At 71.0% G+C, this 20,323-nt stretch carries 17 protein-coding genes; 10 read left to right on the forward strand and 7 right to left on the reverse strand.

Features of this window, described 5'->3' with window-relative positions; all coding sequences use genetic code 11:
• Positions 1 to 43 precede the first annotated feature (43 nt).
• Both ACYVKA_RS00800 and ACYVKA_RS00805 read left to right on the forward strand, forming a co-directional pair.
• A complete protein-coding gene (locus ACYVKA_RS00800; protein WP_460702170.1) occupies positions 44 to 2,011 on the forward strand; it encodes a primosomal protein N' in 1,968 nt (655 codons plus the stop codon).
• Positions 2,012 to 2,102: 91 nt separating this feature from the next.
• On the forward strand, positions 2,103 to 2,861 hold the full coding sequence (locus ACYVKA_RS00805) for a metal-dependent hydrolase (protein WP_460702172.1): 759 nt from the start codon (positions 2,103 to 2,105) through the stop codon (positions 2,859 to 2,861).
• Between the two features lie 40 nt (positions 2,862 to 2,901).
• Here ACYVKA_RS00805 and ACYVKA_RS00810 read toward each other — a convergent pair whose 3' ends face one another.
• Together ACYVKA_RS00810 and ACYVKA_RS00815 are read right to left on the reverse strand one after the other, a co-directional pair.
• The gene (locus ACYVKA_RS00810; protein ID WP_460702174.1) at positions 2,902 to 3,114 is read right to left on the reverse strand and encodes a hypothetical protein; all 213 of its coding nucleotides are present in this window, start codon (positions 3,112 to 3,114) and stop codon (positions 2,902 to 2,904) included.
• Between the two features lie 81 nt (positions 3,115 to 3,195).
• Entirely contained in the window at positions 3,196 to 3,393 is a 198-nt protein-coding gene (locus tag ACYVKA_RS00815; RefSeq protein WP_460702176.1) for a GNAT family N-acetyltransferase, read from the reverse strand.
• Between the two features lie 503 nt (positions 3,394 to 3,896).
• Between ACYVKA_RS00815 and ACYVKA_RS00820 the strand changes: the two genes are divergently transcribed.
• From ACYVKA_RS00820 to ACYVKA_RS00830, 3 genes are all read left to right on the forward strand, one after another.
• Positions 3,897 to 5,582, forward strand: coding sequence for a DUF222 domain-containing protein (locus tag ACYVKA_RS00820; protein WP_460702178.1), 1,686 nt, complete (start codon positions 3,897 to 3,899; stop codon positions 5,580 to 5,582).
• A gap of 199 nt (positions 5,583 to 5,781) precedes the next feature.
• Positions 5,782 to 6,741, forward strand: coding sequence for a methionyl-tRNA formyltransferase (gene fmt / locus ACYVKA_RS00825; protein ID WP_460702180.1), 960 nt, complete (start codon positions 5,782 to 5,784; stop codon positions 6,739 to 6,741).
• Positions 6,738 to 8,126: an RsmB/NOP family class I SAM-dependent RNA methyltransferase gene (locus tag ACYVKA_RS00830; RefSeq protein ID WP_460702182.1), complete on the forward strand. Its 1,389-nt coding sequence runs from the start codon at positions 6,738 to 6,740 to the stop codon at positions 8,124 to 8,126. Before fmt ends, ACYVKA_RS00830 begins: the two co-directional genes overlap by 4 nt.
• A gap of 397 nt (positions 8,127 to 8,523) precedes the next feature.
• On the opposite strand, the gene ACYVKA_RS00835 is transcribed toward ACYVKA_RS00830, so the two are convergent.
• A complete protein-coding gene (locus ACYVKA_RS00835) occupies positions 8,524 to 8,736 on the reverse strand; it encodes a hypothetical protein (protein WP_460702184.1) in 213 nt (70 codons plus the stop codon).
• 222 nt (positions 8,737 to 8,958) lie between these two features.
• Here ACYVKA_RS00835 and ACYVKA_RS00840 point away from each other — a divergent pair, with 222 nt between their 5' ends.
• Positions 8,959 to 9,135, forward strand: a complete 177-nt coding sequence (locus tag ACYVKA_RS00840; RefSeq protein ID WP_460702186.1) for a hypothetical protein — start codon at positions 8,959 to 8,961, stop codon at positions 9,133 to 9,135.
• Here the strand turns inward: ACYVKA_RS00840 and ACYVKA_RS00845 are convergent.
• Positions 9,119 to 11,038: a saccharopine dehydrogenase NADP-binding domain-containing protein gene (locus ACYVKA_RS00845; protein ID WP_460702188.1), complete on the reverse strand. Its 1,920-nt coding sequence runs from the start codon at positions 11,036 to 11,038 to the stop codon at positions 9,119 to 9,121. The genes ACYVKA_RS00840 and ACYVKA_RS00845 overlap by 17 nt on opposite strands.
• Positions 11,039 to 11,091: 53 nt before the next feature.
• Here ACYVKA_RS00845 and rpe point away from each other — a divergent pair, with 53 nt between their 5' ends.
• A complete protein-coding gene (gene rpe, locus ACYVKA_RS00850) occupies positions 11,092 to 11,757 on the forward strand; it encodes a ribulose-phosphate 3-epimerase (RefSeq protein WP_460702190.1) in 666 nt (221 codons plus the stop codon).
• A 19-nt stretch (positions 11,758 to 11,776) separates the two neighbouring features.
• Here rpe and ACYVKA_RS00855 read toward each other — a convergent pair whose 3' ends face one another.
• Both ACYVKA_RS00855 and ACYVKA_RS00860 read right to left on the reverse strand, forming a co-directional pair.
• The gene (locus ACYVKA_RS00855) at positions 11,777 to 12,151 is read right to left on the reverse strand and encodes a hypothetical protein (RefSeq protein WP_460702192.1); all 375 of its coding nucleotides are present in this window, start codon (positions 12,149 to 12,151) and stop codon (positions 11,777 to 11,779) included.
• A 42-nt stretch (positions 12,152 to 12,193) separates the two neighbouring features.
• A complete protein-coding gene (locus tag ACYVKA_RS00860) occupies positions 12,194 to 13,759 on the reverse strand; it encodes an NHL repeat-containing protein (protein ID WP_460702194.1) in 1,566 nt (521 codons plus the stop codon).
• 117 nt (positions 13,760 to 13,876) lie between these two features.
• Here ACYVKA_RS00860 and ACYVKA_RS00865 point away from each other — a divergent pair, with 117 nt between their 5' ends.
• The 3 genes from ACYVKA_RS00865 to ACYVKA_RS00875 are packed head-to-tail and all read left to right on the forward strand — an operon-like array spanning position 13,877 to position 19,394.
• A complete protein-coding gene (locus ACYVKA_RS00865) occupies positions 13,877 to 15,373 on the forward strand; it encodes a DUF3375 domain-containing protein (RefSeq protein ID WP_460702196.1) in 1,497 nt (498 codons plus the stop codon).
• Entirely contained in the window at positions 15,370 to 16,065 is a 696-nt protein-coding gene (locus tag ACYVKA_RS00870) for a DUF4194 domain-containing protein (protein ID WP_460702198.1), read from the forward strand. The genes ACYVKA_RS00865 and ACYVKA_RS00870 overlap by 4 nt, the downstream gene beginning before the upstream one ends.
• The gene (locus ACYVKA_RS00875; protein WP_460702200.1) at positions 16,065 to 19,394 is read left to right on the forward strand and encodes an ATP-binding protein; all 3,330 of its coding nucleotides are present in this window, start codon (positions 16,065 to 16,067) and stop codon (positions 19,392 to 19,394) included. Before ACYVKA_RS00870 ends, ACYVKA_RS00875 begins: the two co-directional genes overlap by 1 nt.
• Positions 19,395 to 19,481: 87 nt before the next feature.
• On the opposite strand, the gene ACYVKA_RS00880 is transcribed toward ACYVKA_RS00875, so the two are convergent.
• Positions 19,482 to 20,315 (reverse strand): PAC2 family protein, encoded by an 834-nt coding sequence (locus ACYVKA_RS00880; RefSeq protein ID WP_460702202.1) that lies wholly within the window; start codon positions 20,313 to 20,315, stop codon positions 19,482 to 19,484.
• Positions 20,316 to 20,323: the final 8 nt, after the last annotated feature.

A 20,323-nucleotide genomic window follows, 5' to 3' on the forward strand; every position in this document is an offset into this window, starting at 1 on the left:
CGGATGGCCCGGCTTGTCGGTGGCAGCCCCTACCATCGGGGACGTGACTGATCTCCCGGTGGCCCGCTGCGCACTCGACGTGCCCTTGGCCCACCTGGACCGCTTCTTCGACTACGAAGTGCCCGAGTCCCTGGTCGAGCAGGCGGTGCCAGGGGCCAGGGTGCGGGCTCGATTTGCGGGGCGGATGGTCGACGGGTTCGTCATCGAACGCCTCGCCACCAGCGATGCCGGGGTGAAGCTGGCCCGCCTGGAGAAGGTGGTCAGCGCCGAGCCGGTGTTGCTGCCCCAGCAGGTGGAGCTGGTGCGGGCCGTCGCCGCCCACTGCGCAGGCTCCTTCAGCGACGTGGTTCGCCTGGCCGTGCCGCCGCGTCACGCCGCCACGGAGAAGGCCAACCCCAAGCCGTGGCCGGAGCCGACGCTGCCCGATGACGTCCAGGGCCCGCTGCCGCTGCACGAGCACGGCACCGACTTCCTCGACCGGGTTGCCGCCGGCGAGCCGGTGCGCGCCTTCTGGCAGGTGGCCCCGAGCGCGGCCGTCGACCCCTTCCAGGGACTGGTGCAGGCTTGCGTCGCCGCGCTGCGTGCCGGCAAGGGGGCGCTGCTGCTCGTCCCAGACGTCAAGGACCTGGAGGCGCTGCAGGCTCGGCTGGTGCCCGTGGTGGGGGCCGGTGCCATCGCGCTGCTGCATGCCGAGATGGGGCCCTCGGCCCGCTATCGCAACTACCTGGCCGTGGCGCGGGGGAGTGCGAGGGTCGTCATCGGCACCCGGGCCGCGGCCTTCGCCCCGGTGCACGATCTGGGGCTGGTGGCGCTGTGGGACGACGGGGACGACCTGTGGTCCGAGCCGCGCGCACCGTACTTCCACGTCCGCGACGTCGCCGCGATTCGTGCCACCCAGGAGCGCACCGCACTGCTCTTTGCCGCCCGGGGCCGCAGCGCCGAGGCACAGCAGTGGGTGGAACGCGGCTGGTTGGCGCCAATCGAGATGCCGACCGCGGTGGCGCGACGTACCGCACCGGCGGTGCGGGTGGCCGGGGACAGCGACCAGGCCCTGGAACGAGACCCGCTGGCGGCGAGCATCCGCCTGCCGAACCTGGTCTTCCAGACGATCCGTGCGGGCCTGGCCCAGGGGCCGGTGCTGGTGCAGGTGCCCCGCAGCGGTTACCTGGTGACACTGAGCTGCCAGACCTGCCGCACCCCCGTGCGCTGCCCGCACTGCCAGGGGCCCGTGCAGGGTAGACGGAGCGACGGACAACGCCAGCTCTCCTGCGGCTGGTGTGGTCGGCTGGTGGTGGGCTGGCGCTGCCAGACCTGCGGCGACGACCGGCTACGGGCCCCCGTCGTCGGGTCGGTGCGCACCACCGAGGAACTGGGCCGTTCCTTCCCCGGAGTGTCCGTCGTCGACTCCTCGGGCGACCACGTGCGCGCCAGCGTGGCGGGCGAGCCAGCTCTGGTCGTCGCCACCCCCGGAGCCGAACCGGTGGCCGAGCTGGGCTATGCGGCGGCGGTGCTGCTGGACACCACGATGTTGCTCCAGCGCCCCGACCTGCGGGCCAGCGAGGAGGCACTGCGGCGCTGGCTGAACGTGCTCGGCCTGGTGCGCGGCGGCGACCAGGGCGGGACTGTGGCCGTCGTCGGGCCGAGCGAGGACCGCACCATCCAGGCGCTGGTGCGCGTCGACCCGGCGGGCTTTGCCGCCCGCGAGCTCACCGACCGGCGTGAGGCGCGGCTGCCGCCGGCCGTGAAGTTCCTCACCGTGGAGGGCAGCTCCGAGGCGCTGCGTGACTTCGTGGCGGTGGCGGAGCTGCCCGAGGTGGTCGACGTGCTGGGCCCGGTGCCCCTGCCGCCGTCGGCTGCCAGCGAGGAGCCGCTGGACCGGCTGACGCTGCGCACGCCGCTGGCCAGTGGCCGGGAGCTGGTCCGGGCGGCCCGGGCGGCGCTGGGGGTGCGCTCGGCCAAGAAGTCTGCCGGTGCGCTGCGGGTCCGGGTGGACCCGTCGCGTCTGGCCTGATCCCGGCCAGAGCTGTGGACTTGGCCGCTCGAACACCTGTGCGATAGGTTCGCCGCTTCTGTTCGCCTGCCCTTGAAGGGATCCCACCCGCATGATGGGTCGCACTCACGCCCTGGCCGGGGTCGTCATGACCCTGGCACTGCAACCCCTGTTCACGCCCTTGGGCATGCCCGACACCACCACGGGCACCTGCCTGGCGGTGGTGGGCGCGGCCGGGGGAGCGATGCTGCCCGACCTCGACCACCGCCACGCCACCGTCGCGCGCAGCCTGGGCCCGGTGAGCAAGGCCGTCACGGTCGTCGTCGCCGCGATCTCGGGTGGCCACCGCAACGGCACCCACAGCATCCTCGGGGTGGTGGTGTTCACGGCGTTGAGCTGGTGGCTCGTGGGCCTGGGTGGCTGGCCGGCGACGCTCTGGGCCGCCTTCGTGCTGGCCATCGGATCGGCGGCGCTGCACATTCGCTTCCGCAAGTCCAGCGCCGTGGCCCACACGCTGATGTGTCTCGCGGGGGTCGTCTGGCTGATCGACTCGGGGCGGACCGCGAGCTTCCCGTGGCAGGCCCTGACCTGGGGTGTCGGCGTCGGTGCCTTCTCGCACGCCATCCTGCCCACCGACGCGTTGACCCGTCAGGGCTGCCCGTGGCTGTGGCCGGTCAGTCGCAAGCGTTTCCGGCTGGCGAACCTGTCCACCGACCACTTCATGGAGAACGGGCCGGTGTGGTGGTCGCTGTGCGCCGGGCTCACCTGGCTCGTCCTGCTGAGGGCTGGCGTGACCTGGGTCGACGTGGTGAGCTCGGTCGAGTCCTGGCGTCACACCGGACGGGACCTGCGGGCAGCCTTCACGCGCTGACGAGGACCTCGAGCCTGGCTGGAGGGTGTGGCCCTTCCGGTCAGGCGGCAGCTGTGCGCCGCAGGGCTCGTCGGATGGGACCGACGACCATGAGTGCGGCAAGAACGACCAGACCGACAAGTTGGGTGACGGCCGTCGGGGTCCAACCGGCGCGGTCAAGCTCTTCCGGGAACCAGTGGAAGGCCAGACGCCAACAGGCGAGCAGACCGATGACGGACAGCACCAGGCTGGCGGAGCGGTTGGCTGGGTTCATCATTGACCTCCTCGTCCTTGGGATTTCCAGTAACGCCGCATGACAGGGATTGCGGCCGTGATCTTGGTGGAACGGCATGTGTCACGCACGAGATTCGGCATCCCACTGGGCCAGCACTCCTTCACCACCGGCGAAGCTCACTGTGGGGATCGTGAAGTCGCGGGTGATCTCGCGGAATCCGATCCGTGCGTGGAGGGCGAGCGAAGCCCGGTTGCGGGTGTTGGCGAAGAACCAGACATGGCGGGCTCCCCGCTGCTGGAGCCCAGGAAGCCGGGCCACCGTCAGTGCCTCAGCGACCCCTCAGTGCACTGATCTTCGGCGGTGAACTTGGCGAACTCGGCCATGAACGCACGCGCGCAGAGGATGCGAGCAGGGTGAAGTCCCAATCGATCTCCGTGGCAAGAACCCAGCTGCGATCTGAGGGCCACATCAGAGACGCCGACTGCCCTGAACTGCCAAGCTCATCGCATCCGGGCCACTGACGCAGGTCTCCCGGTGGCCCAGAAAAGACCAGGTGGCGCCGCCCCGGCAGCTCCAGCATCGGGCCATCCCACCGCGGCTCCGGCCACCAGCCGAAGCCTTTGTTGAGGATGCTCACGCAGCTGTCGCGCGATGAAAGGGCGGACGGCGGGGCGGTTCCGTTCACCAGCTCTTCCTGCAGTACCTGCGTGAGCGCGCTTGCCATTCGGATCGCACGCCGAAGGTTTCCCCAAACACTTGTTTTCGATCACATGTTCGATACAATGAAGTATCGAATCAGTCACTCGGGGAGGGGGCAGGTCATGACGCTGACGGTCACGAACGACCTGCCGCACGATGCCGTCTCCACGGTCGAGGCCTTCAAGCAGATCAAGGCCAGGCGGCGGTCCTTGGAGGTCGAGGAGCTGGTCCTTGCCGTACATTTCGCGGACCTCTACGGACACGTCGACGTGCCGATGCACGTGCTGCCCGGGCAGCAGCGGATGGTGGGCTTCGGTGGTGACGGCACCCCGCAGGTGGCCGAGTTCTGCACCTTGGAGCTGGCTGCAGTGCTCGACCTGCGGGACGTGACGGTGAAGTCACTCATCGCGGATGCCCTCGATCTTCGCCACCGGTTGCCGCGCGTCTGGAGCCTGGTCCTGGAGGGCCGGGTTCCGGTTTGGCACGGACGCCAGATGGCGAGCGCCACTCGTGTCCTGGACGCGCACGCGGCTGGTCTGGTGGATCTGCAGCTGGCCCGTCAGGTCGTCGGCATGACCTTGAGGCGAGTGCAGGAGCTCGTCGACGGGCTCGTGCTTGTACACCTTCCCGTCGAGGAGGCGGAGGAACGACGCCAGTCGGCCCTGGACTCACGTGGGGTGTGGATCGGGCAGATGGTAGATGGGGTGGCCGGCGTCGACGCCGTCCTGGACGCGCCCGACGGCCTGCGTCTGGAGGCTGCAGTCGAGAAAGTCTCACAGGTCCTGGCTGCCGGCGGTGCCCCGGGTGGCCGTGACGCCCGTCGCGCCCAGGCCCTCGGCCTGCTGGCCTCGCCTGCTCGTGCCTTGAACCTGTTGCAGGCTGACCTCCTGGACGAGCTGCCCATCGACCACTGTGCGGCCAAGGATCGCAGGAGCGATTCGGCCGCGGCGCCTAACCCTGAGCCAGTCGAGGGCACCCGAGAGGACGCCAGCTGCGACGGTGAAAGGGTTGCCCAGGTCGAGCCCGGCGAGGCGCCACTCGCCCAGATCCTGCACGACGCTCGGATGATCGACCTTCCGGCCCTCACACCGGCGCAGCTCACAGCTCTCGAACCACGGGCGGACCTCGTCGTCCACATCAGCGACGAAACGCTCGTCGCCGGCAGCGGCCCGGCCAGGGCAGCGAAACTCCAACCCTTGCTGGCCGAGTGGCTCGACCATTTGCTCCCCGGCCATCGCATCACCGTCCGGCCCGTCATTGACGCCAACCACCAGGTGCCGTCGGACTCCTACGAGTGCCCGCCGACGATGCGCGAGGCGATCGAGTACCGCAACCCCTATGAGGTTTTCCCCGGCTCCACCAGGCGCTCCGCCGGTCTCGACCTGGACCACACCATCGCGTGGACGCCACCGCCCAGCACCACGGGCCCAACCATGGCTCCAACCCGGTCACCGTCCGTGTCGGCGGGCGTGGGAACGGTCTCCGGGCTGGTCGGCAGGTCCAGAACCGGCCCGCCCGACGGGTACGGAACCCCGGCCAGTCCGCCCGGCGGAGACGCGGTCTCGAACAGCGCGCCGTCATCGCCGCCGTCGGCACCACCGGCACAGCCACTGACCAGGCCCGACAACCTTGGCCCGCTCACTCGGAAGGTGCACCGGGCCAAGACCCACGGCGGCTGGTCCCTGCACCAACCCCTCCCGGGTCACTTCCTGTGGCAATCGCCGCTGGGCTACCGCTACCTCGTCACCCCGTCGCGCACCATCGACCTCGGACGCCCCGACGCGCCTGCACGTCAACGCGTCACCTGACACTGCCCAAGCCCTGACAACCGCCCAGCTCTGACAGACCCCACTGCCCAAGCCCTGGCACCGCCCTCGGTGGGCAGGCGGGCAGAAGGGGGGCGGGGAGGCCAGTGGCTGGGCGGGTTGGAGCATTGAGCAGGTGCTCGCGGCCCATCACTGCCCTCGGTGCGGCGAGGGGTCGTCTGATGCCCGGTAGGTTGGAGCGGTGAGAATCGTCTTCGCCGGAACCCCGGACCCTGCAGTCCCCAGTCTGGATGCCCTCGTGGCCGCCGGGCACGAGGTGGTGGGCGTGGTGACGCGTCCCGACGCGCCGTCGGGACGCGGCAAGAAGCTGCGGCCCTCACCGGTCGCCGTGCGCGCCGCGGAGCTCGGCCTCGAGGTGGTCAAGCCCACCCATCCCCGCGACGAGGACTTCATCGCCTGGCTCGCCGCCAAGGCACCCGAGGCCTGCCCAGTGGTGGCCTACGGCGCCCTGGTGCCCCAGAAGGTGCTCGACATCCCCACCCATGGCTGGCTCAACCTGCACTTCTCGCTGCTACCCGCCTGGCGCGGTGCGGCCCCCGTACAGCGCAGCATCATGGCCGGCGAGACCATCACCGGTGCCAGCGTCTTCGAGCTCGTCGCAGAACTCGACGCCGGACCCGTCTACCGCACGCTGACTGAAGACGTCGGCGCACTCGACACCTCCGCCGACCTGCTGGAGCGCCTGTCCCACAGCGGTGCCGAGCTGCTGGTGCAGACCCTCGCCGACATCGCCGCGGGCGCCACACCGACGCCGCAGCCAGACGAGGGCATCACCCTGGCCCCCAAGATCACCGTCGACGAGACCCGCATCGACTGGCAGCAGCCCGCCGCGCGGATCGGCGCCCTCGTCCGCGGCGCCAACCCGAACCCCGGCGCCTGGACCATGCTGGAGGGCCAGCGCTTCAAGGTGCTGCTCGCCACCCCCGCCACCAGCCTGCCCGAAGGCCTCCAGGAGGAAACCCTGTTCCCCGGCGCCCTGCACGCCACCAAGCGCCAGCTGCTCGTCGGCACCGGCGACGGCGTGCTGGAACTGGTGCAGGTGCAGGCCTTCGGCAAGAAGCAGATGGCCGGCGCCGACTGGGCGCGCGGCATGCACGCCCTGCCCGAGGGATTCGAGCGCGACCACGAGGAGAACCGATGAACCAGCAGCGTCCCCGCAAGGACTTCCGTGGCCGTCGCGACCTGCCGCCCGAGCGCTTCATCGACTTGGCCCGGATGGCCGCCTTCGACACGCTGCGCGACGTCCACTCCTCAGGCGCCTACGCCAACCTGGCGCTCGCCGACCAGCAGCGCGCCCACGACCTGACCCCGCAGGAGGCCGGCCTGTGCACCGAGCTGGTCAACGGCACCTGCCGCTGGGAGGGCACCTACGACCGCATCATCGAGGCCGCCGCCGGGCGCAGCCTCGACTCCCTGCAGCCCGCTATTGTCGACGTGCTGCGCCTTGGCACCCATCAGCTGCTCGGTATGCGCACCCCGACCCACGCCGCCGTGTCCACCTCGGTGGACCTGGCCGGTGTCGCGCTGGGGGAGCGCACCACCGGCGTCGTCAACGCCATCATCCGCAAGGTGGCGCGCAAGGACCTCGACGAGTGGCTCGACGAGCTCACCGAGGGCATGGGCACACTCGGCGCGCTGGTGCTGCGCACCGGCCACCCACGCTGGATCGTCGACGCCTGGGCTGCGGTGCTGCCCGCCGACGAGCTGGAGGCGGCACTGCAGGCCGACAATGTCGCGCCGGTTCCCAGCCTGGTGGTGCGACCCGGGCTGGCCGAGCGCGACGAACTGCTGGCCGACGGCGGCCGCCCCACCAAGTATTCGCCCTTTGGCGTCGTGCGCGAGGGCAACCCCTCCGACATCCCTGCGGTCCGCCAGCGTCGAGCCGGAGTGCAGGACGAGGGCTCGCAGCTGGTGGCCCTCGCCCTGACCCGCGTCGAGACCGACCAGGGGCGCTGGCTCGACCTGTGCGCCGGACCGGGCGGCAAGGCGGCACTGCTGGCCGGCCTGGCCCAGCAGGACGGCTCCACCCTGCTGGCCAATGAACTGCACGAGCACCGCGCCGAGCTGTTGCGCAAGGCGCTGATGGCCTATCCGGTCAACCAGTGGCAGGTGGTGACCGGCGACGCCACCGCCGGCGACTGGGAGCCCGGCAGCTTCACCCGCGTGATGGCCGACGTGCCCTGCTCCGGGCTGGGCTCGCTGCGACGCCGCCCCGAGTCCCGGTGGCGCCGCAGCCCCCAGGAGGTGCATGAGCTGTACGACCTGCAGGCCCAGCTGCTGGATGCCGCGATCGAGGCGGCCGCCCCCGGCGGCGTGGTCGCCTACGTCACCTGCTCCCCGCACAAGGCCGAGACCAGTGCCATCGTCACCCAGGTGGTCGACGATCGCGTCGAGGTCCTCGACGCGCCGTCGCTGCTGCCCGAGGTGGACGGTGCCGCCGCGCACACCGACTCACGCTTCGTGCAGTTGTGGCCCCACCGCCACGGCACCGACGCGATGTTCCTGGCGCTGCTGCGCCGACGCTGAATCACACCGTCCAGCTGCGCGGATGTGAGGCCCGCCCCGTCATCGCCTTCCAGAATCGCCTTCCAGACACCCCGCCGTCCCTGGGAGCGGGATGCCGTGTGGCCTGCCGTCCATCTGCAGGGATGCCAAGAGCGTGCGGGCAAGGCGACGTGGAGTGATGACGATGGACCATCCGCTGGACTTCGCGGCACGGCTGCGCGAGGCACTGGTGAACTCCGGCCTGACCCTGTCGCGGATCAGGGACCAGCTGGCCGAGCGCGAGCTGGCCGTCTCACTGGCCACGCTCAGTTACTGGTCCTCGGGACGCTCGGCCCCCACCCGGGGCCGCTCGGTGGCGGTGGTGGAGGCTCCGAAGGAGATCCTTGGAACACCGCCGGGCTGGCTCACGTCCAGCCTGTCACACACTGTGCGCGAGCATGGGCTCGACCGCGTCTTCGGCCGCGAGGACTTTCTGCGTGAGGCGATCGAGGAGCACGGCCTGGCAACCTCGGTGTGGTGGCGGCACCACACCGTGCACCACATCGTCACCATCGGCGCGGACCGCCGCGAGCGAGGATTCGAGACGCGCATGCTGCAGACGGCAGCGCGCAGGGGCCCAGCGCTGGTCCATCCTGCTGGAGAGCGGCGACACTGCCAGCGTCCGCCAGGACGGCCTGCTGAGCCAGCTGATCCGCACCGTGCCCCTGGCGGAAGACCTGATGGCCTTCGAGTTCGGCCTGCAGGAGCCGCTGGAGCGAGGCCAGAAGGTGCTGGTGGCCCACAGTGTCGAGCAGGCCCGCTCCAAACCCGCGCCGGGCATCGGCTACGGCCTCAAGCGGGTGGTGGAGGAGCGGTGCTCGAAGTCCACTTCGAGGGACAGATGCCCAGCGCCATGCAGTACGAGCTGCGCGTGCCCGGCGGCGACGAGGACGTCGAACAGCCCACCCAGCCAGTGGTCTCCGGCCAGGTGGCGCAGTTCATCATTCCCGAGGCAGCCGCCGGCATGCACCAGCTCAGCTGGCAGTGGTGACCCGGGCCTGAAGTGTGAAGCCCTGGACGCGCAGCCGCTCGACCAGGGCTGTGCCCAGCGCACTGGCCGGCGTTGCCACCCCGGCCCTGAGGGCCTCGCCCGCCGCCAGGGCCAGCGCGGCCTGGCTGATCATCACCGCCGTGCCCTCGTAGCCGGGGTCGCGCCGGTCGGAGACTGTGGTGACGATCCGTGCGCCACCGGTGGTCTCGGCGTGGACCTCGATGCTGAAGTGGCCGCGGGCCCGCTGTTCCGGGCTGGGGCCCTGGCCGGGCGCGGGCAGCACCCGGTCGGCCACCTGCCGCAGCCCGGGCGTCGCCAGTGCCGCGACGAAGGCGGGCAGGGCGGCGGCGATGCCGATGCCCCGGACCAGGCCTTTGAGGCCGCGGCCGGTGTCGTGCACCTCGCGGTAGCGGAAGGCTCGGCCATAGCGCCAGCCCATCAGGGCATTGCTGCGGCGCACCAGCTGCTCGTTGTAGCGGGCCATGAAGAAGGGGGCGCTGAACTCCTTCACCTCGGCCGAGGACTCCAACCAGACCAGGTTGTTGCGGTGCCGCAACGGCTGCGGCTCCGACGCCCGGTCGGGGCTCAGGGCATAGGGGTCGGAGGACGAGCGTCCTGGGGTGCGCACACCGTGGCGGGATGCGTCGATCTGGGTGCGCAGCGCGTCGATGGTGCCGCCGGACATTGCGCCGGAGAGCTCACGCAGGTGCATCGTGGTTCCCAGCAGCTGCTCCCCGCGCTCGGCGGCGGCCTCGGCGGCAAGCATCACGCCCAGGTCGGAGGGGATCGAGTCGAAGCCGCACGAGTTCACCAGCGTCGCGCGGCTGGCCCTGGCGGCCTGGTCGAAGGAGTCGGCGACATCACGGGCGAAGAGCACCTCGCCGTTCAGGTCGACGTAGTGGGTGCCGGCCCCGGCGCAGGCCCCGGCCAGGGCCATGCCGTACTTGACGTAGGGGCCCGCGACGGCGATCACCACCGCCGTGCGACGGGCCATCGCCGCCAGCGCGTCGGCGTCGAAACTGTCGGCCACCAGCAGTGGCAGATCGGCGTGCCCCAGCTCCTGGGCGACGGCGCGCAGCCGGTCCAGGTTGCGGCCGGCCAGCGCGATCCGGGTGCCCCTGGGCGCAGAACGCACCAGCTCGGCGGCGATCAGGCGCCCAACGTATCCGGTGGCACCGTGCACCACGACGTCGAACTCGCGTCCGTGTTGGGGCCGGTCCGGCATTGCCGGTCCGTCCGTGCGGGGGGTGACTACCACCGCGCGCTCGTCGTCGGCCAGCAACAGCTCCGCGGCCTCCACCGGGCTCCCGGCGACGACAAGGTCGGCGCGCTCCCACGGCCGGTCCTCGGCGAAGAAGTCCAGCTCATGGGCCATCCACGCATGCCAGAAGGCGGTGGTCTCGTCGGCATCGCCGTTGACGCCCTGGGCGATGTCGCGCTCGATGCCGCGTCGCTCGGCCTCTTCGAAGTCGGACTGCACCCACACCACCGCATCCAGCAGGTCGGCCACGGCCCACTGGGCGGCGCCGGTGCCCTCGACGACCACCAGCGGGCTTCCTGCCGGCACGTCGATCGATCCCTCCCGGCCGCGGGCCGTCCACTGCGGTGGCACCAGGTGGACCTCCTGGCCGGCGCGGGCGGCGGTGAGCAGCTGGTGCTCCAGGTGGGCCCAGCCGAACAGCGGCTCGTGCCAGGCCAGGTCGTCGGAGTGGACCACGACGGCACCCGGCACCCGCTCGGCCAGGTCGGACGCCAGGGTCGTCTTGCCCGCCGCCCCGCGGCCGTCGACGGCCACGATCCTCGGGCGTCCCTCGACCGCGCGGGCGGACAGGACTTGCAGGACCTCGTCGGTGGACATCGGCTGCCATCCGGTGAAGGGGATCTCCGGTGCGGGAAGGTGCATGGTTCCTCCTGTGTGACGGACCTCCATCGTGGCACGGCCGATAGGCTCCCCCCATGGCCATGCGCATCACACCCTCCGTCCTCAACGCCGACCTGTCGAACCTGTCCGGCGAGATCGCCCGCATCCCCAGCGCCGACGGCGTGCACCTGGACGTGATGGACAACCACTTCGTGCCCAACATGACCTTCGGACTGCCCGTCGTCGAGAGCATCCGCCAGCGCACCGAGGCCTTCCTCGACATCCACTTGATGATCGCCAATGCCGACCGCTGGGCACCGGCCTTCGCCGAGGCCGGTGCCGAGAGCGTCACCTTCCACGTCGAGGCCTCCGACGCACCCATCCGCACCGCCCGCGAGATCCGCGCGCAGGGCGCCCGGGCGTCGATGGCGCTCAAGCCAGCCACCCCCATCGAGCCCTATGCCGACATGCTCGGCGAGCTGGACATGGTGCTGCTGATGACCGTCGAGCCCGGCTTCGGCGGCCAGAAGTTCCTCGACCTGGTGCTGCCCAAGATCCGCCGCACCCGCGAACTGGTCAAGGCCACCGGCCAGGACATCTGGCTGCAGGTCGACGGCGGTGTCTCGCTGGAGACCATCGAGCGCTGCGCCGAGGCCGGCGCCGACACCTTCGTCGCCGGCTCGGCCGTCTACAGCGCAGGCGACCCCGACCAGATGGTGCGCGACCTGCGCGAGAAGGCGGTCGAGGCCTGCCGGCACTGAGCGGGCACCCTCACTCAGCTCACTTGGTGTAGCCGATCTCCTCGGGCAGCGGCGAGTACATCAGCGTGGCGCCGACATTGGCCAGGTCCTTGCGCACCGCATAGGTGGACGGGCCGCTGTACATCGGCAGGATGTTGTAGCTCTTCATCGCCTCCACCTCGACCTCGTTGGCCTTGTCGAACTGCTCCTTCGGGTCGGACATGGCATTGACCTCGGCGATCTTCTTGTCGACCTCGGCGCTGCCGATGCGGGTGATGTTGTCGGGGCTGGTCGAGTCGTGGAAGGTCGACAGGTTGAGCACGCCGTAGGGGTCGTCATTGCGGTAGCCCGAGATGACCAGGTCGAACTTGTTGCCATTGATCCCCGTGGCCCACTGGGCGGGATCGGTGGGCACCGTCTTGATCTCGATGCCCGCCTCCTTGCCCGAGGCAGCCGGTCAGCGCATGCGGCAACCGGCCACACGGTCGTGGATGCAGGCACCCCCGACAGAGGGTGTATCGAGGCAGCGCACGCGGTCCAGGTGGATCATGATCACGCCAACAGAGATGGTCCAAGGCCGAAGTGTGGGCTTTGCCTTGCGGTCCATCCGCAGCACGCCGGTCATGGTGCCCTGACACCACACCGATTGCGGGGTGATGGTGCCGACCATCTGGAGGCTGTCGCGCAGCCCGCTCCACCCCACGGCGGTGCGCGAGGTGGTGGCCCCGGTGGCGGCGTCGATGCTGATGGCATTGAAGATGGTGCCGGTGATGCCCAGCGGGGCGGGCCGTTCGATGGTGTAGATGGTGTCGTCGGCCAGCGACCAGCGCGGCACCGCCGCGGACAGCACCGGCCTCGACCAGCGACGGTTGCAGCCCGATCCGTCGGGCGTGACTTCCCAACGCTCCATCCCGCCGACCGTGAACTGCGCCGACGAGGGCACCGATCTTCCGGCGCCCTCCGGTAGCGCCGGATAGGGGTAGCCGTAGGTGCTGGCGACGATGATGCTGCGGCCGTGGCCCATGGCGGAGTTCTCGGTGCCGGAGGCACCCCTGCGGAAGATCGCGGGCTCACAGACAGTCGACCCGTCGGCGGTGCGCAGCACCAGCAGGTGTTCCTGGCCGTCGGCATTGTCGGTGATGGTCAGGTACTCGTCGCTGCCGTCGGGGCCGAGGAAGGTGGGTGTGGCGCCGGTGCCCCAGCTCAGCTGTCCCGGCTTGCGTGCCGTGCCGCGGTCGTAGGCGCGGCGCCACCGGATCGTGGGTGCACCGTCGGCGTCGTCGAGCAGGTAGAGGGCGTGCGAGGTGGCCACGGCCACGCCGCGGGGCGAGGCGGAGATCGAGTTGTCGATGCGCTCACCCGATGGCAACGTCACCGTCGAGACCGCCCCGGAGGCGGGATCCAGGACGCCGACCTTGCCCTCGCGGGTGGCCAGCCAGACGTGGCCGTGACGATCCGGCACCAGCCCGACGACCGCGTCGGTGGGCGTGGCTCCCGTGCCCGTGACGAAGGCGGACAGGTCGAGGCTCGCGGCTGTACTGAGTCGCGCCCGGCCGGCGACATCGGTGCTGGCGGCTATCCGTCGCAGACGATGCGTGCCGTCCACCAGGACCAACCGGTCGGCGTCGTCGAGGTAGGCGTAGACGCCTCCAAGCAGCGCGCCCTTCGTGATGGGCAGCGAGGCCAGCGTGTCACCGGTGGCTGGATCGAGCAGGTTCACCACGGGGGCTCGTCCGAAGACCTCGGTGCACAGCGACCAGATGCGGCCCTGGGAATCAGCCAGGATCGTGGGGCAGGCTGCCGCCTTGGCACGGAAGGTGGACCGAAGCGGACCGCGGCCGGGCCCGGGGCTGGCGGTGGTGTCGCTGGACTGGGCATCTCCGTGCATGGTGGCCGTGCCGACCGGCCCCAGGCCCTGGACGTCGTTGTCACCAGCCCGGGCGGTGGTGGCCATGGTCAGCGGTGCCAGGCAACAGATGGCCAGGGCCGTGAGGCGGGCGGTGCGGATGGATCGGCGGTGCATGGGGGCTCCCTGCTGGGCTGTGGTTGGTCTCTCGTGTCGAACAGGAAAAGTGTCACAGGGATGTGGAAGAGTTGCGTGGCTGGCCCGAAGGGGCCGCGGGGACCCGGGAGGAGTGGCATGGCGCAGGTGGCCCAGCGGGCAGTGCAGGTACGCGCCCGCACCCGCGAGGACGCGTCGCTGTCGCTGCTGAGGGCCGACAACCTCCCCGCCATCAGCGCGGTGCTGGCCTCGCGCTTCACCCGGGAGCGCCGGGTGGTGGCCGTCAGCGACTTCCTGCTCGGGCTGGAGGAGGACCTGGACGAGCTGCGCGATGCCGGTTTCGAGCTGCCCCAGTCGCCGCAGGAGTACCTGGCCGAATGGGTCAACGAGCGCCGCTGGCTGGTGCGCCGGCCCAGTCTGGACGGCGACGAGACCGTCGAGCTGTCGGTGGGGGCCGCGACGGCGCTGGCCTACTTGGAGCAGTCGGCCACGCAGCGTTCGGCGCTGACCTCGTCGCGCCTGTCGAGCATCATCGAGCAGGTGGGGCGTCTGGCCCGCGACACCCATCCCGACCAGAGCCGTCGCATCGCCGCGATGGTGGCCGAGCGCGACGTGCTGACCGAGCGCATCGAGCATGCCGAGCGGGTGGGGCTGGAACCGCTCGACGACCACACCGCCCGGGAGCGGCTGCAGGAGATCGTGTCGCTGGTGGTGGACCTGCCACGTGACTTCGCTCGGGTCAGTGCCGACGTCGAGCGCCTGAACCGGGACCTGCGCGAGCGCATCATCCGCAGCCAGGGCAGTTCCAGCGAGGTCCTCGAGGACACCTTCAGCGGCGTGGAGGCCGTCGACCATTCCGAGGCCGGGCGCACCTTCCGCGCCTTCTACGCGATCCTGCTCGACCCCAGCCGTAGCGAGGCCTTCGACGAGGCCGTCGACGAGGTGCTGGGCCGCGGCTTCGCGCGTGGCCTGCCACACCACCAGCGGCTGCAGCTGCAGGATCTGCTGGCCGACCTGCAGCGCGAGTCGGCGCAGGTGCGCGACACCATGACCTCCCTGTCGCGCAGCCTGCGCCAGTTCGTCCACTCCCGCGCCTGGGCCGACCAACAGCGACTCGACCAGACCATCACCCAGGCCCAGGGGATCCTGCTGGACCTCACCCGCCGCCACGGCCCGCGACGTCCCAGCGGCGTCACCCTCGACCTGACCGCCGTCCCGGTCGACTCGATCGCTGCCCGTCGCCCCTACAGCCCGGGCACCATGCGCTCGGCCGCCGCGCTGACCAGCGCCAGCACCGGCCCGGTGGACATGGCGGCGCTGCGCGAGCGCGTCCGGGAGAGCGAGATCGACTTCGAGGAGCTGGGAGAACTGGTGGCGCGCACCCTGGCGGTGCGGCCGGGGGCGAGCGTGGCCGACGTGCTGAGCCTGCACGGCGCCAGCCAGGGCCTCGCCTCGGTGGTGGGCCTGCTGCTGCTGGCCCAGACCCACGGCGAGGCCACCGACCAGACCGAGACGGTGCGCTGGACCAGCGCCGGCGGGGCGGCGCGGGCCGCCCAGGTGGTGCGCCAGGTCTTCACCAGCGCGCCGCCTTCCAGCCAGCACCATCCGCTCGAGGACGACGAGGAGAACCGGTGAGCGAGCCACGCACGAATGACGACGACCAGCTGGCCCGGCACCAGCTGGGCAGCCGCGACCGCGGACGGCTGGCCGACGACACCCGGCGCGCCATCATCGCCCTGGTCCGCGGGCCCTACCTGTCGGCGGCGCGCCAGCCGGAGTTGTGGCGGGCGCTGCTGCGCGACCGCGCCGCGATCGAGCTGCACCTGGGCAACATGTTCCTGGAGATGGTCGTCGACCTGGAGCGCCAGTTGGCCTTCGTCCACAATGCCGAGCTGGAGGTGGAGACCCCGCGAGTGGTGCGCCAGCTGCGCCTGGGCCTGCTCGACACCGCGCTGCTGCTGGACCTTCGTCAGCGACTGCTGCACGATGTCGACGTCTCGGGCCGGGTCTTCGTCGACCGCGCTGAGCTGGAGGAGGCGCTGGCCGCCTACCGTCCGCAGGCCAGCACGAACCTGGCCGGTTTCGCCCGCGCGGTGACTGCTGCGATCGAGAAGATGCGCAAGGCCGCCGTCCTGCTGTTGACCAGCCAGCCGGAGCGCTTCGAGATCTCGCCGGTGCTGGCGGTGGCCTTCGACGCCGACGAGCTGGCGGCGGTGGCCCGCGACCTGGCCGAGCTGCGCGACCGCGGCGACGGCGGGCTGGACCTGTCGGCCGAACCGGACGAGGCGGACGAGAACGACGACACCGACGAGGAGCTGCAGGGCTGATGCACCAGCAACACCGACTGCGCACCATCCAGGTGGCCAACTGGGGCACGCTGGACGGCTACCACCGCGTCGAGGTGCCCAGCAAGGGGCTCCTGGTCACGGGCGAGTCCGGTTCGGGCAAGTCGAGCCTGCTCGACGCGATGGCCACCCTGCTGGTGCCGCCGGCCAGTCTGCGCTTCAACGCGGCCGCCCAGCAGGGCGACCGCGGCGACCAGTCGCGCAATGCCGCCAGCTATGTGCGCGGCGCCTACCGCCGCGAGACCGACGAGGCCACCGACCAGATCGTCACCGGCTACCTGCGCCCGCAGGTGGCCACCTGGAGCGGGGTGGCGCTCACCTACGCGCACGCCGACGGCCGCATCACCTCGCTGGTGCACCTGCTGCACATCCCGGCCGGCACCAACAGCCCCTCCGACGTCTCCCACCTGTACGTGGTGGCCCACGAGGAGGTGGACCTGCGCTCACTGGCCCCGGCGATCGCCAATGGCGTCAACGTGCGCGCCCTGCACGCCGAGCATCCCGACTGGTTCGCCGACCGCAACCACCCCAAGTTCAGCGCGCGGATGCAGCGACGGCTTGGATTCCGCGACGAACAGGCCCTGCAGCTGCTGCACAAGACGCAGTCGGCGAAGAACCTCAACAACCTCAACCAGCTGCTGCGTGACTTCATGCTGGACCGGCCCGACACCTTCGCCCTGGCCGAGGAGGCCGTCAACCAGTTCGTCGAACTGTCCAGCGCCCATGCCCAGGTGGTCGACACCCGGCGCCAGGTGGAGTGCCTGCAACCCCTGTCCGAGCACGCCGAGGTGGCACGCGAGGCCCAGGAGCGCACGGCTCGCCTGGAGGAGCAGTCGCGCCACCTGGGCCAGTACGTGCTGCGCACCCGCCACCGGCTGGGTTCGCGCGCGCTGGACGAAGCCACCGAGCGGCTGGATGCCCTCGAGGTGGAGATGGGGCGCGTGGAGGACGAGCAGCAGAAGGCGCGGGAGGCCCGTGACCAGGCGCAGCGCCGGGTCGACGGGATCAGCTCCGACCTTGGCAGCCTGGAACAGATCGTCGCGCTGCGCGAGCAGGGCCTGCAGCAGGCCCAGGCCGCCCGGGCCCGGCTGGCCGCGCAGTGCGCCCGCGCCGGGCTGGAGGTGCCCGACGATGCCGCGGCCTTCGAGCTGTGGCAGGCCTCGCTGGACGGCGACGAGCTGGCCAACCAGTTGGCCGCGTCGGAGGTGCAGGCCCGCGCCAGCGTCTCGCGACGCAGCGAGGCCGAGCGCGAGCGGGACCGGCTGCAGGCCGAGCTGGACTCGCTGAGCACCGGGTCGGCGATGAGCCCGCACCTGCTGGCGGTGCGCGAGCTGCTGTGCCGCGAGACGGGCGTGGATGCCGCACGCCTGCCCTTCGCCGGGGAGCTGCTCGATGTCGACACCGCCCATGCCGACTGGCAGGGGGCGATCGAGCGGGTGCTGCGTCCGCTCGCCCAGACCCTGCTGGTGCCCGAGGAGCTCCACCGCGAGGTCTCGGCCGTCGTCGACCGCACCCACCTGGGAAGCAGGCTCGTCTACGCCCGCACCACGGAGGCCGCAGAATGCGGGACGCAGGACTGTGCTCCCGACTCGCTCGTGCGCCGCGTCCTGGTGGCTGACGGCGAGCAGCACGACTGGCTGGCCGCCCACCTTGCCGAGCGCTTCGACTATGCCTGCGTGGAGGACAGCGCTGCCCTGTCCCGGGTGGCGCGGGGCGTCACCCGCCAGGGCCAGGTGAAGCACACCGCCAGCCGCCACGAGAAGGACGACCGGCGCAGCATCTCCGATCGCACCCAGTGGCTGCTCGGCAGCAGCGTCGAGACCAAGCGTGCCGCCGTCGAGGAGGCCCTGGCCGCGGCGCAGGAGGCCGTCGACGCCGCGATCGAGTCGTCCGACCGGGACTGGACCGCCCACCGCCAGCTCGCCGAGCGAATCCAGCTGCTCGGAGAGCTGCAGCAGGCCAGCTGGGCGGAGCTCGACGTCATCACCGCAACGACCGCCCTCGACGAGGCCCGCCGGGAACTCCAGCTGCAGCTGGAAACCACCGAGGGACTGGTGGATGCGCAGCAGGAACTACAGCTGTGCACCGAGCGGCGGGAACAGGCAGAGCTGCGGGCGCGTCAGGTGGCCGCCGAGCACGCCCAGGTGCACGGCCGGGTGCGGCAGCTGGAGTTGTCGGTGGCCGGCTGGGAGCGCGAGCTGTCCGAATCGGCGGAGCTCCCCGACGAGGTCCTCGAGGAGCTGGCCGAGAGCCGGCCGCTGGGTGAGGACCTGACCCAGGTGGATGCCCGCGCGATGGAGACCACCCAGCAGCTGGCGGCCGAGCAGCTGCTCACCGGCCAGCAACTGGCCGAGGCCGCGGGCGCCATGACCCAGGCGATCAACAACTACCGACGCGAATGGCCCGCCGAGAGCGCCAACCTGGCCTCCGGCATCGCCGCCGCCGACGACTACCTGGCGATCCTGCGGCGCCTGCTCGACGACGGACTGCCCGACTTCGAGGGCCGCTTCTTCGGGATGCTCGCCACCCAGTCGCGCAACAATGTCGGCGAGCTGGCCAGCCGCGTGCGGGCCAGCCGGGAGCTGATCCGCACCCGGGTGAAGCCGATCAACCGTTCGCTGCGCGAGACCGAGTACGCGCCGGGCAAGCATCTGCAGGTGAAGGTACGCGACCGGCACCTGCCCGAGGTGCGGGCCTTCCTCGACACTCTCAGCCAGATCACTGCCGGGTCCCTGGACGACGTGATGGATGCCGACGACAGTTCCGAGTCGCGCCAGCGGGCCGAGCAGCGCTTCCTCACCATGAAGGAGCTGCTGGACCGGCTGGCCTCGCAGGAGCCGGCCGACGTGGAGTGGCGCAACCAGGTGCTCGACACCCGGCGCCACGTGGACTTCCGTGCCGTGGTGGTCGACGAGACCGACACCCAGGTGGACGCCTTCGAGGGGTCGGGTGGCCTGTCGGGAGGCGAGCGGCAGAAGCTGGTCACCTTCTGCCTGGCCGCGGCGCTGCGCTACCAGCTGGCCCATGACGGGACCGGGCTGCCGGAGTATGCGCTGGTGGTGCTCGACGAGGCCTTCGACAAGACCGATCCGCGCTTCACCCGCGCCTGCCTGCAGGTTTTTGCCGACTTCGGTTTCCAGCTGCTGCTGGCCACGCCGCAGAAGATGCTGCAGGCGCTGGAGGACCATGTGGGTGGTGTCGCGCTGGTGGTGCGCCCCGACGAAGGGCCGTCGTGGTTCCAGCAGGTGCTCTTCGACGAGGAGCAGGAGCCGCTGGTGATGCCGGTCGCGGAGCAGCGTGAGTTGATCTGACCGAGCGCGAGGCGTGGGCGGGCACGTCGCCCGCGCTCCTTCGCGAGCTCCACGGCGACGAGTCCTGACCCGTCCCGACAGGGCGAGTCAGCGACCTTGGTTGCGCCGCCTCAGGTAACGCTGGAACTCGGCGGCGATCGAGTCGCCGGTCGCGGCGGGCAGGCCCTCCTCGTCCTGGGCGGCCTCCAGCCGTGCGATGTACTCGGCGATGTCCGGGTCCTCGGCGGCCAGCTCGTTGACGCCGCGCTCCCACGCCAGTGCCATCTCGGGCAGGTCTCCCAGGTCGAGGCTCTCGTCGAGCAGGTCCTCCAGCTGCCCCAGCAGGCCGAGGGTGGCCTTGGGATTGGGGGAGTCGGCGACATAGTGCGGTACCTGCGCCCACAGTGAGACGACCGGCATGTTGGCACGCCGGGCGGCGTCCGCCACGACGCCGACGATGCCGGTGGGACCCTCGTAGCTGGACGGCTCCAGGCCCAGCCGCGAGGCCAGGACCGGGTCGTTGACGGTGCCCGTGACGGGCAGTGGTCGCGAGTGCGGGGCATCGGTCAGCATGGCGCCGAGCACGACGACGAGCGCCGGCTGGATGCTGCGCAGCGCCGAGACGACGGTCTGGCTGAAGGACTTCCAGCGCAGGTTCGGTTCGGGACCACTGACCAGCACCAGGTCGCGTTCGGGCAGGTGGGCCACGGCGAAGCGCACCGCCGGCCAGGTGATGGTGCGCTCGTCGGCATCCATGCCCTGCACGCGCGGCCGGTTCACCTGGAAGTCGTAGTAGTCCTCACCGTCGATCTCGAAGGCCATGGTCGCCCGACAGGTCTGGGCGAGATGCTCGACGGCATGGCTCGCGGCATCGGCGGCGTCATTCCAGCCGTCGAAGGCGATGACCACGACCGGGTTGCGCAGCGTCGAGAGCGATTCCATGCCCGCCA

The sequence above is a fragment of the Luteococcus sediminum genome (assembly GCF_054783495.1).